The 21,781-nt window shown below is 70.5% G+C and carries 19 protein-coding genes and 3 pseudogenes; 10 read left to right on the top strand and 12 right to left on the bottom strand.

Annotation, left to right across the window (positions count from 1 at the left end):
- The 8 genes from RUMESO_RS19820 to RUMESO_RS19785 all read right to left on the bottom strand — a co-directional run.
- A partial coding sequence (locus RUMESO_RS19820) for a hypothetical protein (protein ID WP_037282819.1) occupies positions 1 to 234 on the bottom strand: 234 nt, incomplete at its 3' end.
- Positions 235 to 497: 263 nt separating this feature from the next.
- Positions 498 to 1,409, bottom strand: coding sequence for a myo-inosose-2 dehydratase (gene iolE / locus RUMESO_RS19815; RefSeq protein ID WP_037282816.1), 912 nt, complete (start codon positions 1,407 to 1,409; stop codon positions 498 to 500).
- A gap of 60 nt (positions 1,410 to 1,469) precedes the next feature.
- A complete protein-coding gene (locus RUMESO_RS27510; RefSeq protein ID WP_245639351.1) occupies positions 1,470 to 1,985 on the bottom strand; it encodes a TIM barrel protein in 516 nt (171 codons plus the stop codon).
- Between the two features lie 300 nt (positions 1,986 to 2,285).
- Complete coding sequence (locus RUMESO_RS19805) at positions 2,286 to 3,299, bottom strand: Gfo/Idh/MocA family oxidoreductase (RefSeq protein ID WP_037282813.1); 1,014 nt, start codon at positions 3,297 to 3,299, stop codon at positions 2,286 to 2,288.
- Positions 3,296 to 4,207 carry a sugar phosphate isomerase/epimerase family protein gene (locus RUMESO_RS19800; RefSeq protein WP_037282810.1) on the bottom strand — a complete coding sequence of 304 codons (912 nt, stop codon included), beginning with the start codon at positions 4,205 to 4,207 and terminating at the stop codon, positions 3,296 to 3,298. The genes RUMESO_RS19805 and RUMESO_RS19800 overlap by 4 nt, the downstream gene beginning before the upstream one ends.
- 734 nt (positions 4,208 to 4,941) lie before the next feature.
- The gene (locus RUMESO_RS19795) at positions 4,942 to 6,312 is read right to left on the bottom strand and encodes a polysaccharide biosynthesis/export family protein (RefSeq protein ID WP_211262941.1); all 1,371 of its coding nucleotides are present in this window, start codon (positions 6,310 to 6,312) and stop codon (positions 4,942 to 4,944) included.
- A 444-nt stretch (positions 6,313 to 6,756) separates the two neighbouring features.
- A complete protein-coding gene (locus tag RUMESO_RS19790; RefSeq protein WP_037282808.1) occupies positions 6,757 to 8,349 on the bottom strand; it encodes a DHA2 family efflux MFS transporter permease subunit in 1,593 nt (530 codons plus the stop codon).
- A 33-nt stretch (positions 8,350 to 8,382) separates the two neighbouring features.
- Complete coding sequence (locus tag RUMESO_RS19785; protein WP_169791210.1) at positions 8,383 to 9,600, bottom strand: HlyD family secretion protein; 1,218 nt, start codon at positions 9,598 to 9,600, stop codon at positions 8,383 to 8,385.
- A gap of 152 nt (positions 9,601 to 9,752) precedes the next feature.
- Between RUMESO_RS19785 and RUMESO_RS19780 the strand changes: the two are divergent.
- Positions 9,753 to 10,477, top strand: a pseudogene (locus tag RUMESO_RS19780) (TetR/AcrR family transcriptional regulator).
- A gap of 7 nt (positions 10,478 to 10,484) precedes the next feature.
- Here the strand turns inward: RUMESO_RS19780 and RUMESO_RS26575 are convergent.
- A complete protein-coding gene (locus RUMESO_RS26575; RefSeq protein WP_211262940.1) occupies positions 10,485 to 10,877 on the bottom strand; it encodes a helix-turn-helix domain-containing protein in 393 nt (130 codons plus the stop codon).
- Positions 10,878 to 10,960: 83 nt separating this feature from the next.
- Complete coding sequence (locus tag RUMESO_RS26570; protein ID WP_211262939.1) at positions 10,961 to 11,365, bottom strand: cupin domain-containing protein; 405 nt, start codon at positions 11,363 to 11,365, stop codon at positions 10,961 to 10,963.
- 94 nt (positions 11,366 to 11,459) lie between these two features.
- Between RUMESO_RS26570 and RUMESO_RS28695 the strand changes: the two are divergent.
- The 8 genes and pseudogenes from RUMESO_RS28695 to RUMESO_RS27485 form a co-directional block, all read left to right on the top strand.
- A pseudogene (locus RUMESO_RS28695) lies at positions 11,460 to 12,206 on the top strand (extracellular solute-binding protein); the annotation flags it as partial.
- A 49-nt stretch (positions 12,207 to 12,255) separates the two neighbouring features.
- The gene (locus tag RUMESO_RS26560; RefSeq protein ID WP_211262938.1) at positions 12,256 to 12,762 is read left to right on the top strand and encodes an extracellular solute-binding protein; all 507 of its coding nucleotides are present in this window, start codon (positions 12,256 to 12,258) and stop codon (positions 12,760 to 12,762) included.
- Between the two features lie 61 nt (positions 12,763 to 12,823).
- Positions 12,824 to 13,684: a carbohydrate ABC transporter permease gene (locus RUMESO_RS19765; protein ID WP_037282806.1), complete on the top strand. Its 861-nt coding sequence runs from the start codon at positions 12,824 to 12,826 to the stop codon at positions 13,682 to 13,684.
- The gene (locus tag RUMESO_RS19760; protein ID WP_037282803.1) at positions 13,681 to 14,517 is read left to right on the top strand and encodes a carbohydrate ABC transporter permease; all 837 of its coding nucleotides are present in this window, start codon (positions 13,681 to 13,683) and stop codon (positions 14,515 to 14,517) included. The genes RUMESO_RS19765 and RUMESO_RS19760 overlap by 4 nt, the downstream gene beginning before the upstream one ends.
- Before the next feature lie 7 nt (positions 14,518 to 14,524).
- Complete coding sequence (locus RUMESO_RS19755) at positions 14,525 to 15,598, top strand: ABC transporter ATP-binding protein (protein ID WP_037282801.1); 1,074 nt, start codon at positions 14,525 to 14,527, stop codon at positions 15,596 to 15,598.
- Between the two features lie 41 nt (positions 15,599 to 15,639).
- Positions 15,640 to 17,877 (top strand): glycoside hydrolase family 2 protein, encoded by a 2,238-nt coding sequence (locus RUMESO_RS19750; RefSeq protein WP_037282799.1) that lies wholly within the window; start codon positions 15,640 to 15,642, stop codon positions 17,875 to 17,877.
- Between the two features lie 5 nt (positions 17,878 to 17,882).
- Positions 17,883 to 18,590 (top strand): annotated as a pseudogene (locus RUMESO_RS28690) (Gfo/Idh/MocA family protein); the annotation flags it as partial.
- A gap of 334 nt (positions 18,591 to 18,924) precedes the next feature.
- On the top strand, positions 18,925 to 19,911 hold the full coding sequence (locus tag RUMESO_RS27485; protein WP_281177587.1) for an aldo/keto reductase: 987 nt from the start codon (positions 18,925 to 18,927) through the stop codon (positions 19,909 to 19,911).
- A gap of 3 nt (positions 19,912 to 19,914) precedes the next feature.
- Here RUMESO_RS27485 and RUMESO_RS25395 read toward each other — a convergent pair whose 3' ends face one another.
- Entirely contained in the window at positions 19,915 to 20,271 is a 357-nt protein-coding gene (locus RUMESO_RS25395) for a hypothetical protein (protein ID WP_037282796.1), read from the bottom strand.
- Between the two features lie 98 nt (positions 20,272 to 20,369).
- Here RUMESO_RS25395 and RUMESO_RS19735 point away from each other — a divergent pair, with 98 nt between their 5' ends.
- Positions 20,370 to 20,846 carry an HAD family hydrolase gene (locus RUMESO_RS19735; RefSeq protein ID WP_037282794.1) on the top strand — a complete coding sequence of 159 codons (477 nt, stop codon included), beginning with the start codon at positions 20,370 to 20,372 and terminating at the stop codon, positions 20,844 to 20,846.
- Here RUMESO_RS19735 and RUMESO_RS19730 read toward each other — a convergent pair.
- Positions 20,843 to 21,358, bottom strand: coding sequence for a GAF domain-containing protein (locus tag RUMESO_RS19730; protein ID WP_051521528.1), 516 nt, complete (start codon positions 21,356 to 21,358; stop codon positions 20,843 to 20,845). The genes RUMESO_RS19735 and RUMESO_RS19730 overlap by 4 nt on opposite strands.
- Between the last annotated feature and the right edge of the window lie 423 nt (positions 21,359 to 21,781).

Below are 21,781 nucleotides of genomic sequence, written 5' to 3'. Positions count from 1 at the left end.
CCCCCGCCCGGGGGGGGGGCCCGCCATGATCGAGGCGGGGACGAAGGCCAGGAGCGGATAGCGGGCGAGGGCGGGAACCAGGGTCTCGACGGCGACCGTGGCGGCCACGAGAGCCACGGCGGCAGCGATCCGAAGGACGAGGGGTAGCCGGCGGAGATGCCGCAACAGGGGGAGCAGCACCGCGAACGGTCTGGTCAGGGCGTCCGAGTGCCGGACCGGGTCCCTCGTCAACATCGTCACCTGTTCTGGCGCACTAGGCCACAAGCGAAGTGGAGCGAATCTGATCCTTGCGTCAACCGGTTCCGAGACGGCCAGCCCTATCGTGAATGCCGGGATGCGCGATGGCCTGGCGACTCCCGCATCGTCGGCGTCCTTCGGCCTGAACGCTGGGGGACGGCGCGCCGGCCTTGCCTGACCAGGGTGGGTGCCTGCAGGAGCATCGGCCGGGGCGGTCCTCGCCCCGGCGGGGAAGCCTCGTGGGCCCGCGCGTCGGCGGCTCAGGCCGGTGCCAGCGCCCGATCGAGGCCGGCCTCGCGTGCCATGGACCGGAGGGCGCCGAGGCCCATGGACTGGTACTGGAAGGGCTGCCGTTGCGCCGGATCCTGCTCGGCCTCGATGACGAGCCAGCCCTGGTAGCCGTGCTCGGCCGCGACCTTCAGGACGGGCGCGAAGTCCACGCCGCCCTCGGCGTCGCCCGGGACGGTGAACACGCCCGCGCGGACGCCCTGGAGGAAGGAGAGCCGCTCCTTCCGGACCCGCTCCATGATCGCGGGACGGACGTTCTTGCAGTGGATGTGGCCCACGCGGCCCATGTAGCGGTGGGCGAGCGCCACGGGGTCGGTGCCGCCGAACCAGGCATGGCCGGTGTCGAGCAGGAGCTTCGTCGCCGGGCCGACCGCCGCCATGAAGGCGTCGATCTCCTCCTCGGTCTCCACGATGGTGCCCATGTGGTGATGATAGACGAGGGGCAGGCCCTGCGCGGCGGTGAACTCGGCCAGCGCCTCGATGCCGGCGCCGAACTCGGCCCAACGGTTCTTGGGCAGGACGGGGCTCTCGTCCAGCGGCGTGCCGTCCTGGCCGTGGATGCAGTTGGAGGTTTCGCAGGCGATGAAGACGCTGGCGCCCGCGCCCTTCAGGAGGTCGATATGGGCCTGGGCCGCCTGCTTCTCCTTCTCGACGGAGCGGATCAGCAGGTTGGTCGAATACCAGCCGCCGACGAAGCGGAGGCCGTGCGCGCCGAGGGTGGATTTCAGGGCGGCGGGCTCGTTGGGCATCTTGTGGCCCTTCTCGATGCCGTCGAAGCCGATCCGGGCGGCCTCGCTCAGGCATTGGTCAAGGGTGATGTCCGCGCCGAGGATCTGGTCGTCGTCGTTCGACCAGGCGATGGGGTTGGTGCCGTAGAGGATCATGGGAGAAGTCCGCTGAAGGGGAGTGGTTGGCCGGAGGCAGGGCCCCCGGCCGTGCCGTGGTCAGGCCGCGAGCCGCCGCAGGCCGCCCTCGATGACGCCGATGCTGTCGCGCAGGGCCTGGGTCGGGTCGGCGAGGTCGTGCACCTCGGTCGCGAAGGGCTCGAAGCTGAAGGGACCCTCGTAGCCCGCGTCGAGGAGCGCGCGGATCTGGGCGAGGTTCCCGAGCCGGTCGGCCCCGTCCACCAGCACGCGATGCGCGTCGAGCATATCCGCGACCGCGACGGAGGGATCGGTCACGCCCGAGATGTGGACGAGGCCGGTCCATTCGGGGAAGAACTCCGTCTCGCCCGCGAGGTGGTGGTGGAAGGTGTCGTGCACGAGCTTGTAGGTGCCCTGGCCGCCCGCCGCCTCGATGGCGCGGATGGCCTCGGCCTTGGTGCGGAGCGAGGAGACGGGGAAGCCCAGCGGCTCCACCAGCCCGGTGAGGCCGCGCGCGTCGAGGATCGGCTTCATGGCCTTGAGCGCCGCCACGAGGTCGTCGAAGGCGACGGGCGTGCCGTCGTTCAGCGGGCACATGACCAGCGCCTTGGGCCCCGCAGGCGGCGGCGTAGTCGGCCATCCTCTCGGCCCGCGCGGGCAGGTCGGCCGACCAGACGTTGAACGGGTAGAGCGCGTTGATGGAGACGATGGTGAGGCCGGCGGCCTGGGCGGCGGCCTTCACCTCCTGCGGCGGCACGGTGTCCACCACGTCGGGCAGGTCGTTGCGGATCTCGACCTCGGACAGGCCCAGCGACTTCGCCAGGGCGAGGAAGTCCTGCAGGCTCAGCTTGGGGGTGGTGATGTGGTTCAGGGCGTAACGGGTCATGTCGGGACCTTTCAGACGTAGAGGGCCGGACGTTCCGGCAGGGTGATGGGGACGATGGCGCCGGGCTTGCCTTGCGCGGCGACGCAGGCGTCGGCCGAGACGGCGGCGGCGAGGCCGTCCCAGGAGGAGGGGCCGGCGGCGGTGCCTTCGCTGGCGGCGTCGATGAAGTCCTGAAGCTCCACGTCGTAGCTGGCGATGAAGCGTTCCTTCCAGTCGGTCAGGATCGCCGAGACGCGCTGGGCGCCGACGCGGAGCGGCACGGCCATGGGCTCGGGAAGCCGGGCGGTGCCGGCCTCGCCCACGACCTCGCACTGGATGTCGTAGCCGTACTGGCAGTTCACGAAGACCTCCACGTCGATCCGCGCGCCCTTGGCGGTCTCAAGGAGAACGATCTGCGGGTCGGCGAGATGCGCGAAGGCGTGCCTGGACCGGCGCGGGTAGACGACCTGCGCGGACACGTAGTCGTCGTCGAGCAGCCAGCGCAGCACGTCGAGCTCGTGGATCACCGTGTCGTTGATCGCCATGTCGGTGGTGTAGCGCTCGGGCACGTCCGGGTTGCGGTGGGCGCAGTGGACGATGAGCGGGGCGCCGATCTGGCCGGAGTCGATCACCGACTTGAGCGCCCGGTAGCCCGCGTCGTAGCGGCGCATGAAGCCGACCTGCACCAGGCGGTGGTTCAGCGCGGTCTCGGCCTTGACGATGTTGAGCGCGCCTTGGGCGGTGGTTGCGAGCGGCTTCTCGCAGAAGACCGGCTTGCCGGCGGCGAGGGAGGCCAGCACGAACTCCTCGTGCGTCGGCCCCCAGGAGGTCACGAGCACGGCGTCCACGTCGCGGGAGGCGATGACCTCCTGCCCGGTGGCGAGCGCGCGGGCGTCGAGGCCGTAGGTCGCGATGGTCTCCTCGGCCGCCTTGGGCTGGACGTCGGTGACGGCCGTCACGCGGGCGCCCGAGAGGGTGTTGGTGATGCGCCGGATGTGGTCGCGGCCGATGGCCCCGGTGCCGATGACGCCGATGTTGAGAGTCATTGGTTCTGTCCCTTCCAATACGTGTCGATGTACTTCTGCATCTCCTGGCGCATGAAGCGGCCCGAGGCGTCGGCGCGGTCCTCCCAGGCGAAGACGCAGGCGGTCATGATGCCGTCGAAGCCGATCTCGTGCAGCGTGCCGAAGAAGGCGTCCCAGGGCACCTCGCCCTGGCCGATGTCGAGGTGCTGGTGCACGCGGGCGCTCGTGCCGGGTGGGTTGAGGATGTAGCGCAGGCCGGACGACGCCTTGTGGTTGAAGGTGTCGCCCACGTGGACGTGGGCGAGGACGTCGCGGGCCTCGCGCAGCATCGCCGCCGTGTCGTCGCCGAAGTAGAAGGTGTGGGGGGCGCAGTAGAGGAAGCGCACGCGCGGGCTGTTCACCGTGCGGATGAGGTCGAGCGCCGGCTGCAGGGTCTCGCACCAGTCCTCGGGGTGCGGCTCGACGTGGAGGGAGACCCCCTCGCGCTCGAGGAGGGGCACGAGCTCCTCCATCGAGCGCCACCAGGCGTCCTCGCAGGCCTCGATCATGCTCCCCGTATGGCAGCAGTAGCAGCCCCCCTTGTCCGGGTGCGGCCCCCGCCCGAACTCGGAGTTCATGGTGTCCACCTCGAGCTCGACGGCGATCTCGATGGCGCGCTTCCAGTGCCGCACCGCCGCCTGCCGCTCGGCCTCGTCGGGGCTGGCCCAGCGGTACATCGGCAGGAGCGAGGCGATGCGCACGCCCTCGCCCGAAAGCGCCGCCTTGAAGCCGCGCACCCGCTCGGGGAACACCCGCGGCGCCTTGAACCACTCCAGGAAGTCCCCCCGGGGCGAGAGCTCGATCCAGTCGTAGCCCAGCTCCCGCACCTTGGCCGGCAAAGCCTCCAGCGAGAGATGGCGGTGCATGAAGGGGTCAAGCGCGATTTTCACGGGACGGGGTTCCTTTCGATGGTGGGGAGACCGGCGAGGCCCCTCGCCCGAGTCGGCGCTTGGGGCTGGGCAACCGCTCTGCCGCGCCCTGGCGGAGGCTCGGTCCGGGGTTCGGCAAATCGATTGTGGCGTATCTTCACGAAGCTCTCCGCTGCGGCGCGGACATCTCTGGGGCAGCCCGGGGCCGGGCCGTTTGACCTAGATCAAACTTCTTGGGACGCGGCAACCGAGGCTGATGTATTTTCGTCAGTTGATATGGCGCAGTCTGAGGTGGAAGCCTCAAGAGAGCATCGCCTCAGCCGGAGATTGGATGGGTTGTCCCAACGCCGACGAGAGTGAGCGTAGAGCCGAACGGCTTGGTTGTGCAGGCTGGCTTAGCCAAGGCGCTGGCAAGGGGCTGGGCCGGGCCGAGTCATCAGAGGTCGAACAGCGGTGCGTTCCTGACGCTTTCGCATCATCTGCCACTCCGAGCTTTGAGGGCTCCTGAGGCCATCTCGGCGAATCGGGTGCTGCAAGAGGCGTCGGACGGAGCTCTCCCCCAAGCCCGAGGCACCGATGCGCGTGGGGGCTTTCGGCGTGCCTCGGCGGAGCGTGGCCGCTTCGCGCTCCGGACCTGCGGGGGGGCTCCGGGGCTGGTCCTGGTCGGCGAGCCGATGGCTCAGGTCGGCTAGCCTTCGGGGGCACCGGGCCCCCGATCCGGTGCGGGCCTCGGAGCCTGCCGGGCGAGGGGCCGGTTACTCGACGGCGGATTGGGCCGTGGAGATCAGCGACGGGAAGAACTGCTGGAAGGCCCGATTCCAGCGGGTAATGGGCTGCTCCTCGATGAAGACGATGTCGTTGGGCCGCATCTCGAACTGGGTGGCCAGGATGAGGTTGGCGGCGTTGCGGGCATCGAGGTGCCAGGCCGTGACCGGCTCGGTCGTGGCGGGATCGGCCGAGGCGCGCAGGACGTAGATCTGCGACGGGTTGCCCGTCTCGGTGTCGAAGCCGCCGCCGCTGTCGTAGAGGGCGTCCGCCAGCGTGGCGCGCCGGCCATAGGGCAGCGGGTAGCGCCCCTGCGTGGCCACCTCGCCCGCGAGGTAGACGTAGTCGCGCGTCTCCTCTCCCAGCTCGGCGCGGGCGCGGAAGACGTCGCGTGCCTCCTCCAGGGCGGCGCGGCGCAGGCCGATCTCGGTCGAGAGCTCGGTCAGGGCGGCGGTTCGGGCCTGACGGCTCAGGCCCGCGGCCTGGATCTGCTGGGCGTAGTAGTCCTGCGCCCGCTCCAGATCGTAGCTGGTGTCCACGAAGACCGCGTCCCCGGGCAGCAGCTGGACCCCACGGAGGTCGCCCCGCTGCCGATAGGATTCATAGGGAATCTGGTAGAGCGTGCCGTCGCGGTAGATGCGGATCGAGGCGTATTCGGGCGTCGTGCCCTGGACGCCGCCCGCCGCCGTGAGCGCCTCGTCGAGGCTGGGCAGGTTCAGCGTCACCGGAAGCGCCGTGGGCGTGCCCACCGCGCCGCCCACGGTGATGGTCTGCGAGTTGAACCCGGAGATCTCCAGGCTGAAGTTCGGGTCGAGCCCGGCCTCGATGAACTGCTCGAAGAGCCGCTGCTCGGCGTCCTCGACGGTGAGGCCGCCGACCTGGACCGCTCCGACCTGGGGCACCGACACCGTGCCGTCGTCGCGCACGGTGTAGTCCTGCCGGACCTCCTGGCCCGCGACCTCGCCGGTGACGACCGAGTCGAGGGTCTCGGTCGGCGTGGCGCGGGTGGCGAGCTGGATCACGTCGCCCACGCCGATCCGGTAGGGGCCGGGGGTGGCCGGCGGCGGGACGCGCAACTCGAGCTCCCCGGGCTCGAGGTCGGGGAAGTCGGGCTCGTCGGGAAGGGCGCCCAAGCCGCGCGGGCTGCCGCCGCCGGCGACCTGGGCGAAGGCATCCGGCAGCTCGCGGGGGGCGTAGGGCGCGCGGTTGGCCAGGGGCACGCTCTCCCCCGTCATGTCCACAACCGCGACCCCGTCGTCGGCCTCGTCCCGCACCAGCGGGCTCACGTAGGTCAGGCCGCAGCCCGACAGGCCCAGGGCGGAGACGAGGAGAAGGACGGAAAACGACGGGAGCCTGTCCATGCTTTGCCTTCGCTAGCTATGCCCTGCGGCCGCGCGGGTGGACGGGGCCGTGCCTCTGGCGGGGGCCTCCGCCCCTCGTTCCTTGATGGTTCTTCCCGGCTGAGTAGCCTTGCCGCCCAGGAAAGCACAAGTCCGGCCCGTCTGTAGAGCCTCGAAGGCAGCGGTCTCCCGCTACTCCGGTCGGGAGTGTGGCGCGCGCATGACAGGTCGGGGCCGCGAGCGGTCACCGAGGGCCGGGGCGGCGCGGCGGATGGCACCGCGAGTGGAGGGGCGAGGGCGCTGGCTCGGGGGGAGGGTTCCCGTGGGCGCCCCCCGCCCCTCCGTCGGCAGGGGCCTGGCGGGGGCCCGCAGCCTTTCGGGGGTGGCGTCCCCCGATTCGCGGCAGGCTCAGGATGCCCGAGCGGGGTTAAGATCCGGTTAACGTCGCGCGGGGAAAGCCGAGCCTCAGTGCGCGGCGGCCCCGGCGGGGGCGGCGGGCTTCCTCATCAGGAGCGCGGCCGCGGCGAGGCCCGCGAAGAGCACGGAGATCAGCAGGAAGATGTCGATGAAGGACATCACCGCCGCCTGGCCGTGGAGCCGCCGCGCCATCTGGGCGAGCGCGCCGGCCTGCCCGTCGATCCCCTGAGCCTGGAGGTTCGCGGCCATCATGTCGAGCTGACGCACGGCCTCGGGGTTGGCCCAGTTCACGGACTCGGCCAGGCGCTCGTAGTGGAGGTCGCGGCGGTCCGAGAGGATCGTGTTGATGAGCGCGAGGCCCACGGCGCCGCCGAGGTTCCGCATCAGGTTGTAGAGGCCCGAGGCGCCCTTGATCTTGGCGGGCGAGAGGGTGCCCAGCGCGAGGTTGTTGATCGGCACCATGCAGATCATCAGCGAGAGGCCCCGCAGGACCTGCGGCCAGAGGAGCTCGTGGAAGTCCCAGTCGGCGGTGAGGCCGGTGAGCATCCAGGTGGAGGAGGCGAAGCCCAGGAAGCCCAGGAGCAGCATGACCCGGAGGTCGAGCTTGCTCGACAGGATCCCGGCGAGCGGCGCCGAGGCGAACATCGCGAGGCCCGAGACGAACACCGTCTCGCCGATCATCAGGCTGTCGTAGCCCCGGATCGAGCCGAGGTAGAGCGGATAGAGGTAGGTCAGGCCGTAGAGGCCGATGCCCATGACGAAGCTGAACACGGAGCCCACGGCGAAGTTGGCGTTGCCGAAGGCCGAGAAGTCCACGAGGGGCTCGTCCCGGGTGAAGGCGCGCCAGAAGGTCGTGACGCAGCCCAGGACCATCACCAGGGCGGTGATCGCGACGGCGCGGTCGGCGAGCCAGTCGTTCGAGGGGCCTTCCTCGAGGACGTATTCGAGCCCGCCCAGGAAGGCCGCGAGCGCCAGGAGGCCCCACCAGTCGAACTTGCCGAGGAGCTTCCAGTTGGGCTTGTCGAAGTCGATCAGCATCCAGGCGCCGATGGTGACGGCGATGCCGGGAATGACGTTCACGAGGAACAGCCAGTGCCAGGACAGGTTGCTGCTGAGATAGCCGCCGAGCGTCGGGCCCACGGTCGGCGCGAGCGTCGCCACGAGGCCCACCATGGGCGAGACGATGCTGCGCTTGCTGGCCGGGAAGATCGTGAAGGCGGCGGCGAAGACCGAGGGGATCATGCCGCCGCCGACGAAGCCCTGGATGCCGCGCCAGAGGATCATCTCGCTGATCGAGCCGGAGGTGGCGCAGAGGAAGCTCGCCGCGGTGAAGCCCGCCGCCGCCAGCGTGAAGAGGAGCCGCGTGGACATCATCCGCGCGAGGAAGCCCGAGAGCGGGATCATCACCACCTCGGCGATGAGGTAGCTGGTCTGGACCCAGGAGATCTCGTCCGAGGAGGCGCCGAGGCCCGCCTGGATCTCGGGCAGCGAGGCCGAGACGATCTGGATGTCGAGGATCGCCATGAACATGCCGAAGACCATGACCAGGAAGGCCACGACGCGGCGTGGGGTCAGCTCCGGTTCGGCAAAGGCGGGCGGCGCGGCCGGGGCGGGCCGCGCGGGCAGGGCAGCGGTGGACATGGCGTCACTCCGTGACGGCGGATGGGCGAAAGGTCACTCCGCGGCGGCGGTGACCGTCGCGGCTCCCTCGGGCAGCGTGCGGCGGTCCACGGCGACGGTGGCGGAGAGGCCGGCGCGGAGGGCGCCGGTGTCGAGCGCCTCCTCGGGGATCTCGATGCGGACGGGGACGCGCTGGACGACCTTGGTGAAGTTGCCGGTGGCGTTGTCGGCGGGCAGCAAGGAGAAGACCGCGCCGGTGGCGGGGGCCGTGGAGGCGACGGTGCCCTCGAACTCCTGGCCGGGGAGGGCGTCGAAGCTCAGGTGGACGGTCGCGCCGGGGGCGACGTCGGCCATCTGCGTCTCCTTGTAGTTGGCCTCGATGTAGAGGCTGTCGTCGGGGACCAGGGCCGCGAGGCGGGCGCCGGGCTGGACGAGGTCGCCCTGCTCCAGCGCGAGGTTCGCGACGGTCCCGTCGGCGGGGGCGCGAAGGACGGTCAGGTCCAGGTTGCGCTGGGCCTGGGCGACGGCGAGCTCCAGCTCGTGCTTCTGGCCTTCGGATTCGGCGCGCTGGGCGGTGAGGACGTCCACCTGCGCCTCGGCGCTCGCGACGGCGGCCCGGGCCTGGGCGAGGCCGGCGGTGGCGGTCGAGAACGCTTCCTCGGCCTGGTCGAGCTGGGCCTGCGGGACGTTGCCCTGCTCGGCCAGCGAGCGCGTCCGCTCCACGTTCCGCCGGGCGTTGTCGAGCTGCGCCTCGGCGGCGTCGAGCCCGGCCTGGGCCTGGGTCACGGCGGCGCGGGCAGCCTCGGTCTGGGCGTCGATGCGGGCGAGGGTCTGGTCGGCGGTGGCGACGCGGCTTTGGGCCGTCTGGAGCGCGATCTCGTAGTCGCCCGCGTCGAGGCGGACGAGGACGTCGCCGGCCTTCACGTGGTCGTTGTCCGACACGAGAACCTGATCCACGTAGCCCTGCACACGGCTGGAGATGAGGGTGATGTCGGCCTGGACATAGGCGTCGTCGGTCTCCACCAGGAAGCGGCCCTCGGTCCAGTACTGCTCGCCCTTCCAGCCGGCGGCGCCGAGCGCGGCCAGGGCGACAAGGCCCAAGACGAGCTTCTTGCGGCCGGACTTCGTCGGAGCCTCGGGCGCCGGGGCGGCCTGCACGGGGGCGGGCGCCTCGGGCTGGGTCTCGCGGGCCAAGGGAACCTCGACCGGGGTCGGGCGGAGCGGTTGGGCGTCCAGCACGGAAGCTTGGCTCAGGCGTTCGGGTCGGGACATCGGAGAAGGTCCTGGCGGCTGCGCCGCGTCGGGCGGCGGATCATCGGGGAGGAACGGAGGTCACTCTACTGACCGAACCGTTCAGTTCGATCTGCAGATAGCGCATCACGTCGCGTCGATCAAGGGTTCATCGAACCGCCAGGTTCGATTATATGGGTGTCATGACACGAAAGACGCCCATGACCTCCAGACCTTCCGAGAACCCCGAAGGCGAGCCGATGGTTGCAGACCTTCCGACCGACTGCGAGGACCTCCGTCGCCGGCACGCGGCGGGCGAGGACCCGCGCAAGCGCGAGCAGATCCTGCAGGGCGCGCGGCAGGTGTTCATGGAGCAGGGCTACGACGCCGCCAGCATGGACGACATCCGACGGGCAGCCGGCGTGTCGAAGGGGACGCTCTACGTCTACTTCGCCAACAAGGAGGAGCTGTTCATCAGCCTGATCGCCGAGGAGCGGGAGCGGCTGTTCTTCGACGCCGACCAGTTCCTCCAGGGCGACCGGCCACTGGAGGAGAAGCTGCGGGTCTATGCCAGGCGCGCGACCGAGGCCATCTGCTCGGACGACGTGATCCGGGCCCAGCGCATCGTCATCGCCACGGCCGAGCGGATGCCGGACCTCGGCAAGCGCTTCTTCGACCGGGGGCGGGGCGCGCGAAGGACGGGCTGCGCGCCCTCTTCGAGAGGGAGGTGGCGGCGGGGCGGCTGAGCCTGCCGGACCCGGAGCTCGCGGCCTACCAGTTCCTGGAGCTGGCGAACGCGGGACTCTGGCGGAAGCGGCTGTTCGGCAAGGCGCCGGAGCCGCCCAGCCCGGACGCGGTCGAGGCGAATGCCGAGGCGGCGGTGACGATGTTCCTCGCGGCCTATGGCGTGAAGGGCTGACGCCCCCTCAGGCGTGGAGGGGCGGGGGCGCGGCGCGGTGCTCGCGCTTGAACTCCGAAGGCGTCATCCCGGCCTTCTTGCGGAAGCACTTGTTGAAGGCGGAGACCGAGCCGAAGCCGCTGTCCATGGCGACCTGAAGGATGCTCGCGTCGTCGCGCATCAGCAGCGCCTGGGCGTAGGACACGCGCATCAGGCTCACGTATTCGCCCAGCGACATCCCCGTGGAGCGCTTGAAGACGCTCATGGCGTATTTGGGGTGGATGTCGGCCGAGACGGCGATGTCCACGCAGTCGATGTCCTCGCGGAAGTTCTCGGCGATGAAGCCGCAGATGCGGCGGATGCCCTGGAAGCTCGCCTGCTCGGCCTGGGTGCCGGGGCTGGCCTCGGCGGGCTCCAGCACCTCGTGGGGCTCCAGGCCGATGCGTTCGAGGCGGAGGAGCAGCTCGTCGATGCCGTGGCGGACGAGGCGGGGTGCCGGCGAGGTCAGGTAGCGGGCGCGCCGGGTGAAGGCGGGGCGTCGTCGGGCTGGGGCTCGGTGGCGAGCAGCGTCGCCCCGCGCATGAGGCGCTGCTGCAGGTCGTCCGCGAGGCGCAGCCGGAAGAAGTGGAAGAGCGGCAGGTGAATCGCGTGGAAGTAGGTGTCCTCGCGCGTGTCGGTGACGCGGTGGGGCAGGCCGCCCCAGAAGAGCGCCACGGCCCCGGCCTCCAGCCGGACGCGGTGGCCGTGCATCTCGTATTCGAGGCCGCCGCGGAAGACGAAGTTGACCTCGGCCTGGGCGTGCCAGTGCGGCGCGGCCATGATGCCGGGCTGCTCGCAGCTCACCACGATCTCGTTGGGGACCCTCTCGACCCGGCTGGCCTTGGGGTCCCAGTAGCGCTTTCCGTCCATCTTACCTTTCGCGCAGTCCGCCTTTGGATTGGCCGAGACGCGGCCCCGTCCTGGCCTCAGGTTACGGGAAGGCCCCGGAAGCGGGCAACACACAATGGGAGGACTATCCATGCGCACCGCCACCGCGCCGCTGGCGCTCGGCTTCGCCTTCGCCGCCGGACTCGCCCAGGCCCAGGACCTTTCGGGCGAGGTCTCGATCTGGAGCTGGAACGTCGCCGCCTCCTCGCTGGAGGAGGTCGCCAAGGGCTTCATGGCCCAGAACCCCGGCGTGACCGTCACCGTGGAGGACCTCGGCAACGGGCAGGTCTTCGACCGGATGCTCGCGTCCTGCGCCGCCGGCGGGGCGGACCTGCCGGACATCGTGACCGTGGAGAACCACGAGTCCGAGATCTTCTGGTCGCAGTTCCCCGACTGCTTCGCGGACCTGCACGGGCTGGGCTACGACGACGCCACGGCGCAGCTCTTCCCGGACTTCAAGCGGACCGAGCTGGAGCCGAACGGCGTGGCCTACGCGATGCCCTGGGACTCGGGCCCGGTCGCGGTGTTCTACCGGCGCGACTACTACGAGAAGGCGGGCGTGGACCCGGCCACGATCCAGACCTGGGACGACTTCATCGCCGCCGGCCAGAAGGTGCAGGAGGCGAACCCCGACGTGGTGATGACGCAGGCCGACCTCAACGGCGACACCGAATGGTTCCGCATGATCGCCAACGAGCAGGGCTGCGGCTACTTCTCGAACGACGCGCAGAGCGTGACCGTGAACGGGCCGGGCTGCGTGGCGGCCTTGGACACCATCAAGAAGATCCATGACGCGGGCCTGATGACGGCCGCGAACTGGGACGAGAAGATCCAGTCGAACAACGCCGGCACCGTGGCCTCGCAGATGTATGGTGGCTGGTACGAGGGGGACGATCCGCTCCACCTCGCCCGAGGACCAGCAGGGCAAGTGGGGCGTCTACGCGATGCCGTCGCTGACCGCCGATGGGGCGCACGCCGCGAACCTGGGGGGCTCGGCGCTGGCGATCTCCTCGACCTCGGACGCGCCCGAGGCGGCCTATGCCTTCCTCAAGTATGCGCTGGCGACCAACGAGGGGCAGGTGACGATGCTCAAGGCCTATGGCCTCGTGCCGTCGCTGCTGAGCGCGGTGGACGACCCCTACGTGCAGGAGGCGCAGCCCTTCTGGGGCGGGCAGACCGTGTGGCAGACGATCCTGCAGACGCTGCCGGCGATCAACCCGAGCCGGGGCACGCCCTTCTTCGGCGACGCCGACGCCATCGTCCGCACGGTTCAGAGCCAATACCTGAACGGCGGCTACGACAGCGCGCAGGCGGCGCTGGACGACGCGGCGAGCCAGATCGAGGTGGTCACGGGCCTGCCGGTCGCGGCTGCGCAGTAACTGGCTTTCCGGGCCGCGCCTTCGCCGCGCGGCCCGGACCCTCGTCTCCGAGAGTCTTCCGATGCGTCGCAGAACCGGCACGGCCTATGGCTTCCTGGCGCCCTACCTGCTGATCTTCGCGGTCTTCTGGGTCTGGCCGATCGTGTATTCGTTCTGGCTGTCCTTCCTCGCGACCCGGCAGTTGCCTTGGACCTTTCGCCCGGCGATGACCTGGGGGCGGCTGGCCGTGGATCCGGCCTTCGTCAACGCGCTCAAGAACACGCTGCTGATCCTGGTCGTACAGGTGCCGATCATGATCGCACTGGCGACGGTGCTGGCAGTGCTCCTTAACTCCTCGCTGCTGCGGGCGCGGGGGCTGATGCGCTTCGCCTTCTTCGCCCCCGTCGTGGTGGGCGAGGTGGCCTATGCCGCCGTGTTCCGGCTGATGTTCACCGCCGACCGGGGGATCGTGAACAAGGTGCTGGAGGCGGCGGGGCTGCCCTCGGTGGACTGGTTCTCCAATCCCACGGCGGCGATGGCGCTCATCATCATGGCGGTGACCTGGCGATGGGCGGGCTACAACGCGATCATCATCCTGTCGGGGCTGCAGTCGATCCCGGACGACGTCTACGAGGCGGCGACGTTGGACCGTGTCACGCCGCTCCGGCAGTTCCTGTTCATCACGCTGCCGCTCCTGCGCCCGGTGATCCTGTTCTGCGTGGTGTTGTCGGTGATCGGGACCATGCAGCTCTTCACCGAGCCGTTCCTCATCACCAACCGGGGCGGGCCCGGCGGCGCGACCGAGACGCTGGGGCTGTTCCTCTACCGGCAGGGCTTCACGGTGCTGAACTTCGGCTATGCCTCGGCGGTGGCCTACACCATCGCCGCGCTGGCGGTGGTGATCTCGCTCCTCAACCTCTGGCTGGGGAGGGAACGGGCATGACCTCGAGGTCCTCGCGCCGGTTCTGGCGGCAGGTGGGGCTCCATGCGGTGCTGGGACCGCTGGCGCTGATCTGGCTCCTGCCGCTGTGGATGATGCTGGTGTTCTCGACGATGCCGGAGAACGGCATCTTCTCGCCCGACATCGAGCTTCTGCCCAAGGGCCAGTTCTGGGCCAACTTCCAGGAGCTGCAGGCCGAGACGGGGTTCCTGCGGACGCTGTTCGTGTCGGTCGTCGTGGCGCTGGTCACGACGGGGCTGTCGATCCTGCTGACCTCGATGGCGGGGTGGGCGCTGGTGCGCTACCGCTTCCGGGGGCGGTGGCTGGTGACGGCGCTGATCTTCGGGACGCTGACGCTGCCCTACTTCGTGGTGGTGATCCCGCAGTTCATCATGGTGGCGCGCGACATGGGCCTGCAGAGCACCTGGTTCGCGCTGATCGTGCCGCCGCTGTTCAACAGCCTGGGCGTGCTGTTCATGCGGCAGGCCTTCTCGATGATGCCGGGCGAGCTCTTCGATGCGGCGCAGGTCGAGGGGGTGAAGGAATGGCAGATCTTCACCCGCGTGGCGCTGCCGATGGCGAAGCCGACGCTGGCGGCGCTGGCGATCATCCTGTTCCTGGCGAGCTGGAACAACTACCTCTGGCCGCTGCTGATCGCGTCGGACCCGACGATGATGACGGCGCCCGTGGCGCTGGGCACGCTGATCGGGTTCACGCGGGTCTCCTGGGCCGCGATCATGACGGGGGCGGTGCTGCTGACGCTGCCGATGATCGTGGTCTTCATCTTCCTCCAGCGCTTCTTCATGTCGGGCATTACGGCGGGCGCGGTCAAATGAGGTCAACATGGCAGGCGTGACGCTGAGGGGCGTGCGGAAGGCGTTCGGCCCGCTCCAGACGATCCACGGGGTGGACCTCGACGTGGGCGACGGGGAGTTCGTGGTCTTCGTGGGGCCGTCGGGCTGCGGGAAGTCCACGCTCCTGCGGATGATCGCGGGGCTCGAGGACGTGACGGCGGGCGAGATCGCCATCGGCGGGCGCGTGGTGAACGACGTGGAGCCGGCAGACCGGGGGACCGCGATGGTGTTCCAGAGCTACGCGCTTTATCCGCACATGACGGTGGGGCAGAACCTGTCCTTCGGGCTGCGGATGAACGGCAACCCCACGGCGGATACGGAGAGGCGGGTCGCGGAGGCGGCGCGCATCCTGCAGATCGGGCCCCTTCTTGATCGCCGGCCCAAGGCGCTCTCGGGCGGACAGAGGCAGCGGGTCGCCATCGGGCGGGCCATCGTGAGGGAGCCGGAGGTGTTCCTCTTCGACGAGCCGCTGTCGAACCTCGACGCCGAGCTGCGGGTGCAGATGCGGGTGGAGATCGCGCGGCTGCACGGCGAGCTCGGGACCACCATGGTCTACGTGACCCACGACCAGACCGAGGCGATGACGCTGGCCGACAGGATCGTCGTGCTGCGGGCCGGGCGGGTGGAGCAGGTCGGGCGGCCACTGGACCTCTACGACGACCCGGTGAACCAGTTCGTCGCGGGGTTCATCGGCTCGCCCCGGATGAACTTCCTGGCGGCGGAGTCGCTGGGCGGCGGGCGGGTGCGGCTGACCGGGCAGGGCGGGGTGGAGATCGCGCTGCCCGTGGGCCGGGGCCTTGCAGCGGGGCAGAAGGCCGTGCTGGGCATCCGCCCCGAGCATTTCGAGGCGGCGGGACAGGGGGACTGCGACTTGGCCCTCGTCGTGGACGTGGCCGAGCATCTGGGGGCCACGAGCTACCTCTACGCCAACACCAAGGCCGGGGAGCCGGTCGTGGTGCAGGCAGGTGCGGCGAGGAGCGCGCAGGCGGGGGGGCGCGTGGCGGTCTCGATCCCGGCCGGGCGGGCCTACCTCTTCGATCCCGACGGCCTGCGGCTGGCCTGATCTTCCATCTTCACGAACCGGACTTCCCGGAAGGACTTCCCATGCGCTCCGACACGCCCTGCAACGATTCCTGGACCTTCGCGGAGGGCTTCGATCCCGCCTGGATCGCGGCCCCGCTTCAGGGGCAAGCGGTGGAGTTGCCCCATACGGCGGTCGAGCTGCCGATGAGCTACTTCGACGAGACCAGCTATCAGCGGCCTTTCACCTATCAGCGGGTGATCGCGTGGGAGGACCGCTTCGAGGGGCAGGAGGTCGCGCTGGCGTTCGAGGGGGCGATGGCGGACGCCGTCGTCTGGGTCAATGGGCAGGAGGTCGTGCGGCACCGGGATGGCTACACGCCCTTCGAGGCGCGGCTGACGGGGCACCTGCGGCGGGGCGACAACCTCGTGACCGTGCGGATCGACGGGTCGGAGAACCCGGAGATCCCGCCCTTCGGCGGGCAGATCGACTACCTGACCTATGCGGGGATCTACCGCGAGGTCTCCTTGCGGGTGACGGCGCCGCTCTGGATCAGGATCGTCAAGATCGAGACGCTGGAGCCGCTGGCGGAGCGGAAGGCCGTTCGGGCCCGGGTGTGGCTTGGGGGCGAGGGGCAGGGGGCGCGGATCGCGGCGCGGATCGTCGGGCCTGACGGCGAGGAGGTCGCGCGGGCGGAGGTGGAAGCCAGCGGCGGAGAGGCGCGGGTGGCCTTCGACGGGTTGGAGGGGCTGCGGCTCTGGCGGCCTCAGGACCCGGCGCTCCACACGCTGGAACTGACGCTGACCTCCGAGGCCGGCGAAGACCGGCTGGCGACGCGCTTCGGCTTTCGCGAGGCGCGGTTCACGCCGGAGGGGTTCCGGCTCAACGGCGAGCCCTTGAAGCTTATGGGGCTGAACCGGCACCAGAGCTTTCCCTATTCGGGCTACGCGCAGGGCCGACGCTCGCAGGAGCGGGACGCGGAGATCCTGAAATGGGACCTGGGCTGCAACACCGTGCGGACCTCGCATTATCCGCAGTCCAGGGACTTCCTGAACCGCTGCGACGAGATCGGACTGCTGGTCTTCGAGGAGATCCCCGGCTGGCAGCACATCGGCGGGGTCGAGTGGAAGGCCGAGTCGGTGCTGAACGTCCGGCGCATGGTCGAGCGGGACTGGAACCATCCCTCCATCGTCCTCTGGGGCGTGCGGATCAACGAGAGCCAGGACGACCATGACTTCTACCTGGAGACCAACCGGGTCGCGCATGAGCTGGACGCGACCCGCCAGACCGGGGGCGTGCGGTTCATCACCGAGAGCGAGCTGCTGGAGGATGTCTACACGCTCAACGACTTCATCCTGGGGGACTTCGAGAACCCGCTGTCGAACCGGCCCCGGACGGCGCTGCGGAGCCGGCGCGAGACGACGGGGCTGCCGCGGCCGGTCCCCTACCTCATAACCGAGTACAACGGGCACATGTTCCCGACCAAGGCCTGGGACCAGGAGCAGCGGCAGGCCGAACACGCGATCCGGCATCTGGAGGTGCTGAACGCCGCCTTCGGGGACTCGGAGATCGCGGGCGCCATCGGCTGGTGCTTCTTCGATTACAACACGCACAAGGACTTCGGGTCGGGCGACCGCATCTGCCACCACGGGGTCGCGACGATCTTCCGGGAGCCCAAGTTCGCGGCCCATGCCTATGCGAGCCAGCGCGATCCGGCGGAGCGGGTCGTGCTGCAGCCCGTCACCTTCTACGCGCGGGGGGAGCGGAACATCGGGGGCGTGCTGCCGCTGGTGGTGCTGACCAACTGTGACGAGGTGGAGTTGCGCTATGGCGACGGTCTTCGGAAGCGGGTGGGGCCGGACCGGGAGAGGTTCCCGCACCTGCCGCATGCGCCGGTCGTCATCGACCATCGGCATTTCTCGGCGGGTGAGATGGGGCTCTGGGGGATGAGCTGGGAGGACTGCGAGATCGTGGGCTACCTCGGCGGCGAGGAGGTGGCGCGGCGGCGCTATGTGGCCGATCCGCTGCCGACGACGCTGGAGGTCGCGCCGGATGCTTTGACGCTCAATGCCGGGTCGCGGGACGAGGTGCGGGTGATCGTGCGGGCTCTGGATCAGGCGGGGAACGTGCTGCCCTTCCTGCAGGACGCGGTACGGATCGAGGTGGAGGGGCCCGCGCGGCTGATCGGGCCGGGGACGGCGTATCTGGCGGGCGGGACCACGGGGTTCTGGCTGCGGGCGATGGGCGGCACGGGGCCGGTGCGGGTGCAGCTGACGACGGACCGGTTCGCGCCGGTCCAACTGGAACTGAACGCGGAGTGAGGATCATGGAACAGGTCAGGTGGGGCATCATCGGCCCAGGGAGCATTGCCCAGAACTTCGCGGATGGGCTGAAGGAGGCGACCTCGGGCCGCCTTCGGGCCATCGCGAGCCGCAGCGCGGAGCGGCGGGCGGAGTTCGGGGACCGCTACGGGATCGGGGCCGGGATGCGCTTCGACACCTACGAGGCGATGGTGGAGAGCCCGGAGGTGGACGCGGTCTACGTCGCGACGCCTCACCCTTGGCACGCGGAATACGCGCTGCTCGCCATCCGGGCGGGGAAGGCGGTAGTGGTCGAGAAGCCGATGGGCCTGAACCTCGCCGAGGTCGTGGCGGTGACCGAGGCGGCGCAGCAGGAGGGGGTCTTCCTGATGGAGGGCTTCATGTATCGCTGCCATCCGCAGGTCGCGCGGCTGGTGGAGCTGATCCGCGACGGAGCTATCGGCGAGGTTCGGCACATCCGCGCGACCTTTGGGTTCGAGGCGAAGTTCAATCCGGCGTCGCGGCTGTTCGACAGGTCGCTCGCGGGAGGCGGCATCCTCGACGTAGGCGGCTATCCGGTGTCGGCGGCGCGGCTGATCGCGGGGGCGGCGTCTGGAAGGCCGTTCGCGGAGCCGGAGACGGTGAAGGGCTCGGGCGTGCTCGGGCAAACCCGCGTGGACGAGGTGGCCTTCGCGCTGCTGACCTTCCCGGGCGGGATCACGGCGGAGGTGGCCTGCGCGACGCGGCGGGCGATGGAGAACACGGTCGTCGTCGAGGGGACGGAGGGGACGATCACGCTCCCGAACCCCTGGGTGCCGGGGCGCAACGCGGGGCCGTCGGATGCGGTGATCCGGATCACGAAGGGCGGGGAGGCCACGGAGGAGTGGATCCGGGACCCGCGCCACCTCTTCGCCTATGAGGCGGAGGTGGCGAGCCGGGCCATCGCGGAGGGCGCGAAGGAGGCGCCGTTCCCGGCCATGAGCCCGGCGGAGAGCCGGGGCAACGCGGCGGTGCTCGACAAGTGGCGGGCCGAGATGGGCGCCACGACCTTCGCGGAGGAGGCCGGGGGTGGTGCGGCTCCTCCCGCGCGTGCTGCCGAAGGGGCTGCCGGAGATCGCGAAGGTCCGCATCCCGGGGGTGACGCTGCCGATGAGCCGGCTCGTGATCGGCTGCGACAACCGCGACACTCCGGCCGAGGGGGCGGTGGTCTGGGACGCCTGGATGGAGGCGGGAGGCAACGCCTTCGACACGGCCTTCGTCTATGGCGGGGGCAAGCACGAGGCGGTGCTGGGCCAGTGGATCGCCTCGCGCGGGGTCGAGGACAAGATCGTCGTGATCGCCAAGGGGGCGCATTCGCCCTACTGCACGCCGCGCGCCATCGGGGCGCAGTTGGAGATCTCGCTGGGGCGGCTCGGGCTCGACCGGGTGCCGATCTACATCATGCACCGGGACAACCCGGACGTGCCGGTGGGCGAGTTCGTGGATGCGGTGAACCGGCTGATCGAGGCGGGCACGGTCGGCATCTGGGGCGGGTCGAACTGGGAGGTCTCGCGGCTGGCCGAGGCGCAGGACTATGCGGCGCAGAAGGGCCTCGTGGGGCCGGCGATCCTCAACAACAACCTGTCGCTCGCGGTGATGGAGAAGCCGGTCTGGGCGGGTTGCATCAGCTCGAACGAGCCGGGGACGCTGGGGTTCCTGCGGGAGCGGCAGGTGGTGCACCTGAGCTGGTCATCGCAGGCGAGGGGTTATTTCCTGCCCGAGGAACTGCGGAACCGCCTGCCGGAGGACACGCGGCCCGAGACCTGCTTCGGCAGCGACCGGAACGCCGAAAGGCGGCGGCGGGCGGAGGAACTGGCCCGCGAGCGGGGCGTCAGCGCGAACGCGGTGGCGCTGGCCTGGGTGCTGGCGCAGCCCTTCCCGTCGCTGGCGCTGGTGGGGCCCCGGAGCCCGGGGGAGATCGCGTCCTCGCTGCCCGCGCTGAAGGTCGAGCTGTCGCCCGAGGAGGTGGCGTGGCTGAACCTGGAGACCGGGGACCGGGCGCGGGGAGCGGCCTGACCGTCAGGCCGCGAAGCGGTGGACGCAGCCGTCCACGGCGATGCGCGAGACGGTGCGGAGGTTGATCGAGCGGGGCGCCCGGGCGCGGACGTCCCAGACGGGCAGGAGATGCGGGTGGCGCTCCTGCCGGGTGAGGGTGGCGCGCCGGGCGCGTTCGCTGGCGGCGGGACCCTTCTCGCGCAGGCGGAGGGCGGCGGGCTGGACCTGCATCCGGCGCTCGGTCCCGTCCTTCCTGATGAAGGTGACGCCGCAGAAGCGGCCGCCGGCGGAGGCGATCAGATCACGTTTTTGGGCGAGCTCGGGCGGGACGGGCCAGGCGAAGGGGGCGGGGGCCCGGGACGGTTTCCGGGGGGCGGCCATGGGCGGATTCCTCATGTGGAGTGTGAGCCTCATATGGGGATCTGGACATTCGATTTCAATGATTTAGCTCTGCCTCGGTCACGTCTGGAGCCCGCCCGATGCCCCGCCTCTTCCTCGACTGCGACGGCGTGCTCGCCGACTTCGACGCCTATGCGATCGAGGTGCTGGGGGCGCTGCCCCGGGACTTCGAGGCGCGACACGGGCGGCGGGAGTTCTGGCGGCGGATCGCCGGGCACGAGGACTTCTTCGCTCGGCTGCCGCTGATGCACGACGCGCGCGAGCTCTGGGACGCGGTGGCGCATCTGCACCCGATCATCCTGACGGGGACGCCGCAGGGAACCTGGGCCGCGCCGCAGAAGCTGCGCTGGGCGGCCGAGCACTTCCCGGAGGCCCGGATGATCACGACCATGGCGCGGGCCAAGCGCGACCACATGGAGGCGCCGGGGGACGTGCTGGTGGACGACACGCTCACCTACCGGCACCTCTGGGAGGAGGCGGGCGGCGTCTTCGTGCCCCACCGCAGCGCGCGGGAGACGCTGGAGGCGCTGCGGGCCTTGGGGTTCGACCCGCGCTAGTGGGCGAGCGAGGCCGCGAGGCGGTCGAACTCCCGCTCCACGATGGCGGCGGCGACGGAATCGGCCATGCGCTCCAGCTCGGCCCGGTCCTCGGGCGGGAAGTCCCGAGGGCGGGGGTCGAGGAGGCAGAGCGCGCCCAGCCGGACATGGCGCACGTAGTGGAGAGGGGCGCCGGCGTAGAAGCGGACGAAGGGACGCCCCCGCACGAGCGGGTTGGCGGCGAAGCGGGGGTCCTCGCGGGCATCGGGGACGACGAGGACCTCGTCGCCCTCGACGGTGTGGCCGCAGAACTGGTGGAGGCGGGGCGCCTCGCGCAGGTCGGTGCCCTCGGCGGCCTTGACGACGAGGCGGTCCTCGCCGACCACCGTGACCAGGGCCATGGCGACGCCGAACCTCTCGCGCGCGGTCTGGCAGATGGCGGCGAACTCGGGCGGGGCCGGGTCGGCGAGGAGCCCGGTCGTCTCAAGGGCCCGGAGGCGGTCGAGGTCGGGCTGCTCGTCCTGAGGGGTCATGGCGGGCCTTCGTTCCGGGGCCCCGTGCGGGGCGTTGCGATGTCCCGTGGAACCCCGGACCTCGCGGGATGTTCCGGGCCGGGCGTCGGCCGGTGGACGGACCTCGCGTCAAGGCCTGGCCACTGCGGAGGGCCGCAGGGGGCGGTGGGCCCGAGGCGGGAGGCCAGGGGCTGGGAGAGGGGTGCCGCCCCTGGCGCTGGCGCGCTTCGCCCCGGAAATCGGGGGCCGGACGAGCGAGCATGGGCCGGGGCTCTGGCGATCGGCCCCGGCCGGGTGGGTGGTGGGGAATGGGCGGGTGAAAGGGGTCTCGGGCCGTTACGGGGGCGCGGGGTTGGCGCCGCGCCGGTCCGTCGTGCCCGAGGGTCGCGCCGGGCGTGCCACGGCCAGGGCGCGAGGGGCGGGCTTCGGCCCGCGGCGGCTGGG

Source organism: Rubellimicrobium mesophilum DSM 19309, assembly GCF_000600335.2.
Classification (GTDB): domain Bacteria; phylum Pseudomonadota; class Alphaproteobacteria; order Rhodobacterales; family Rhodobacteraceae; genus Rubellimicrobium; species Rubellimicrobium mesophilum.
Note: the sequence above shows the minus strand (reverse complement) of the source record. Positions and strands in the feature narration are given on the sequence as shown.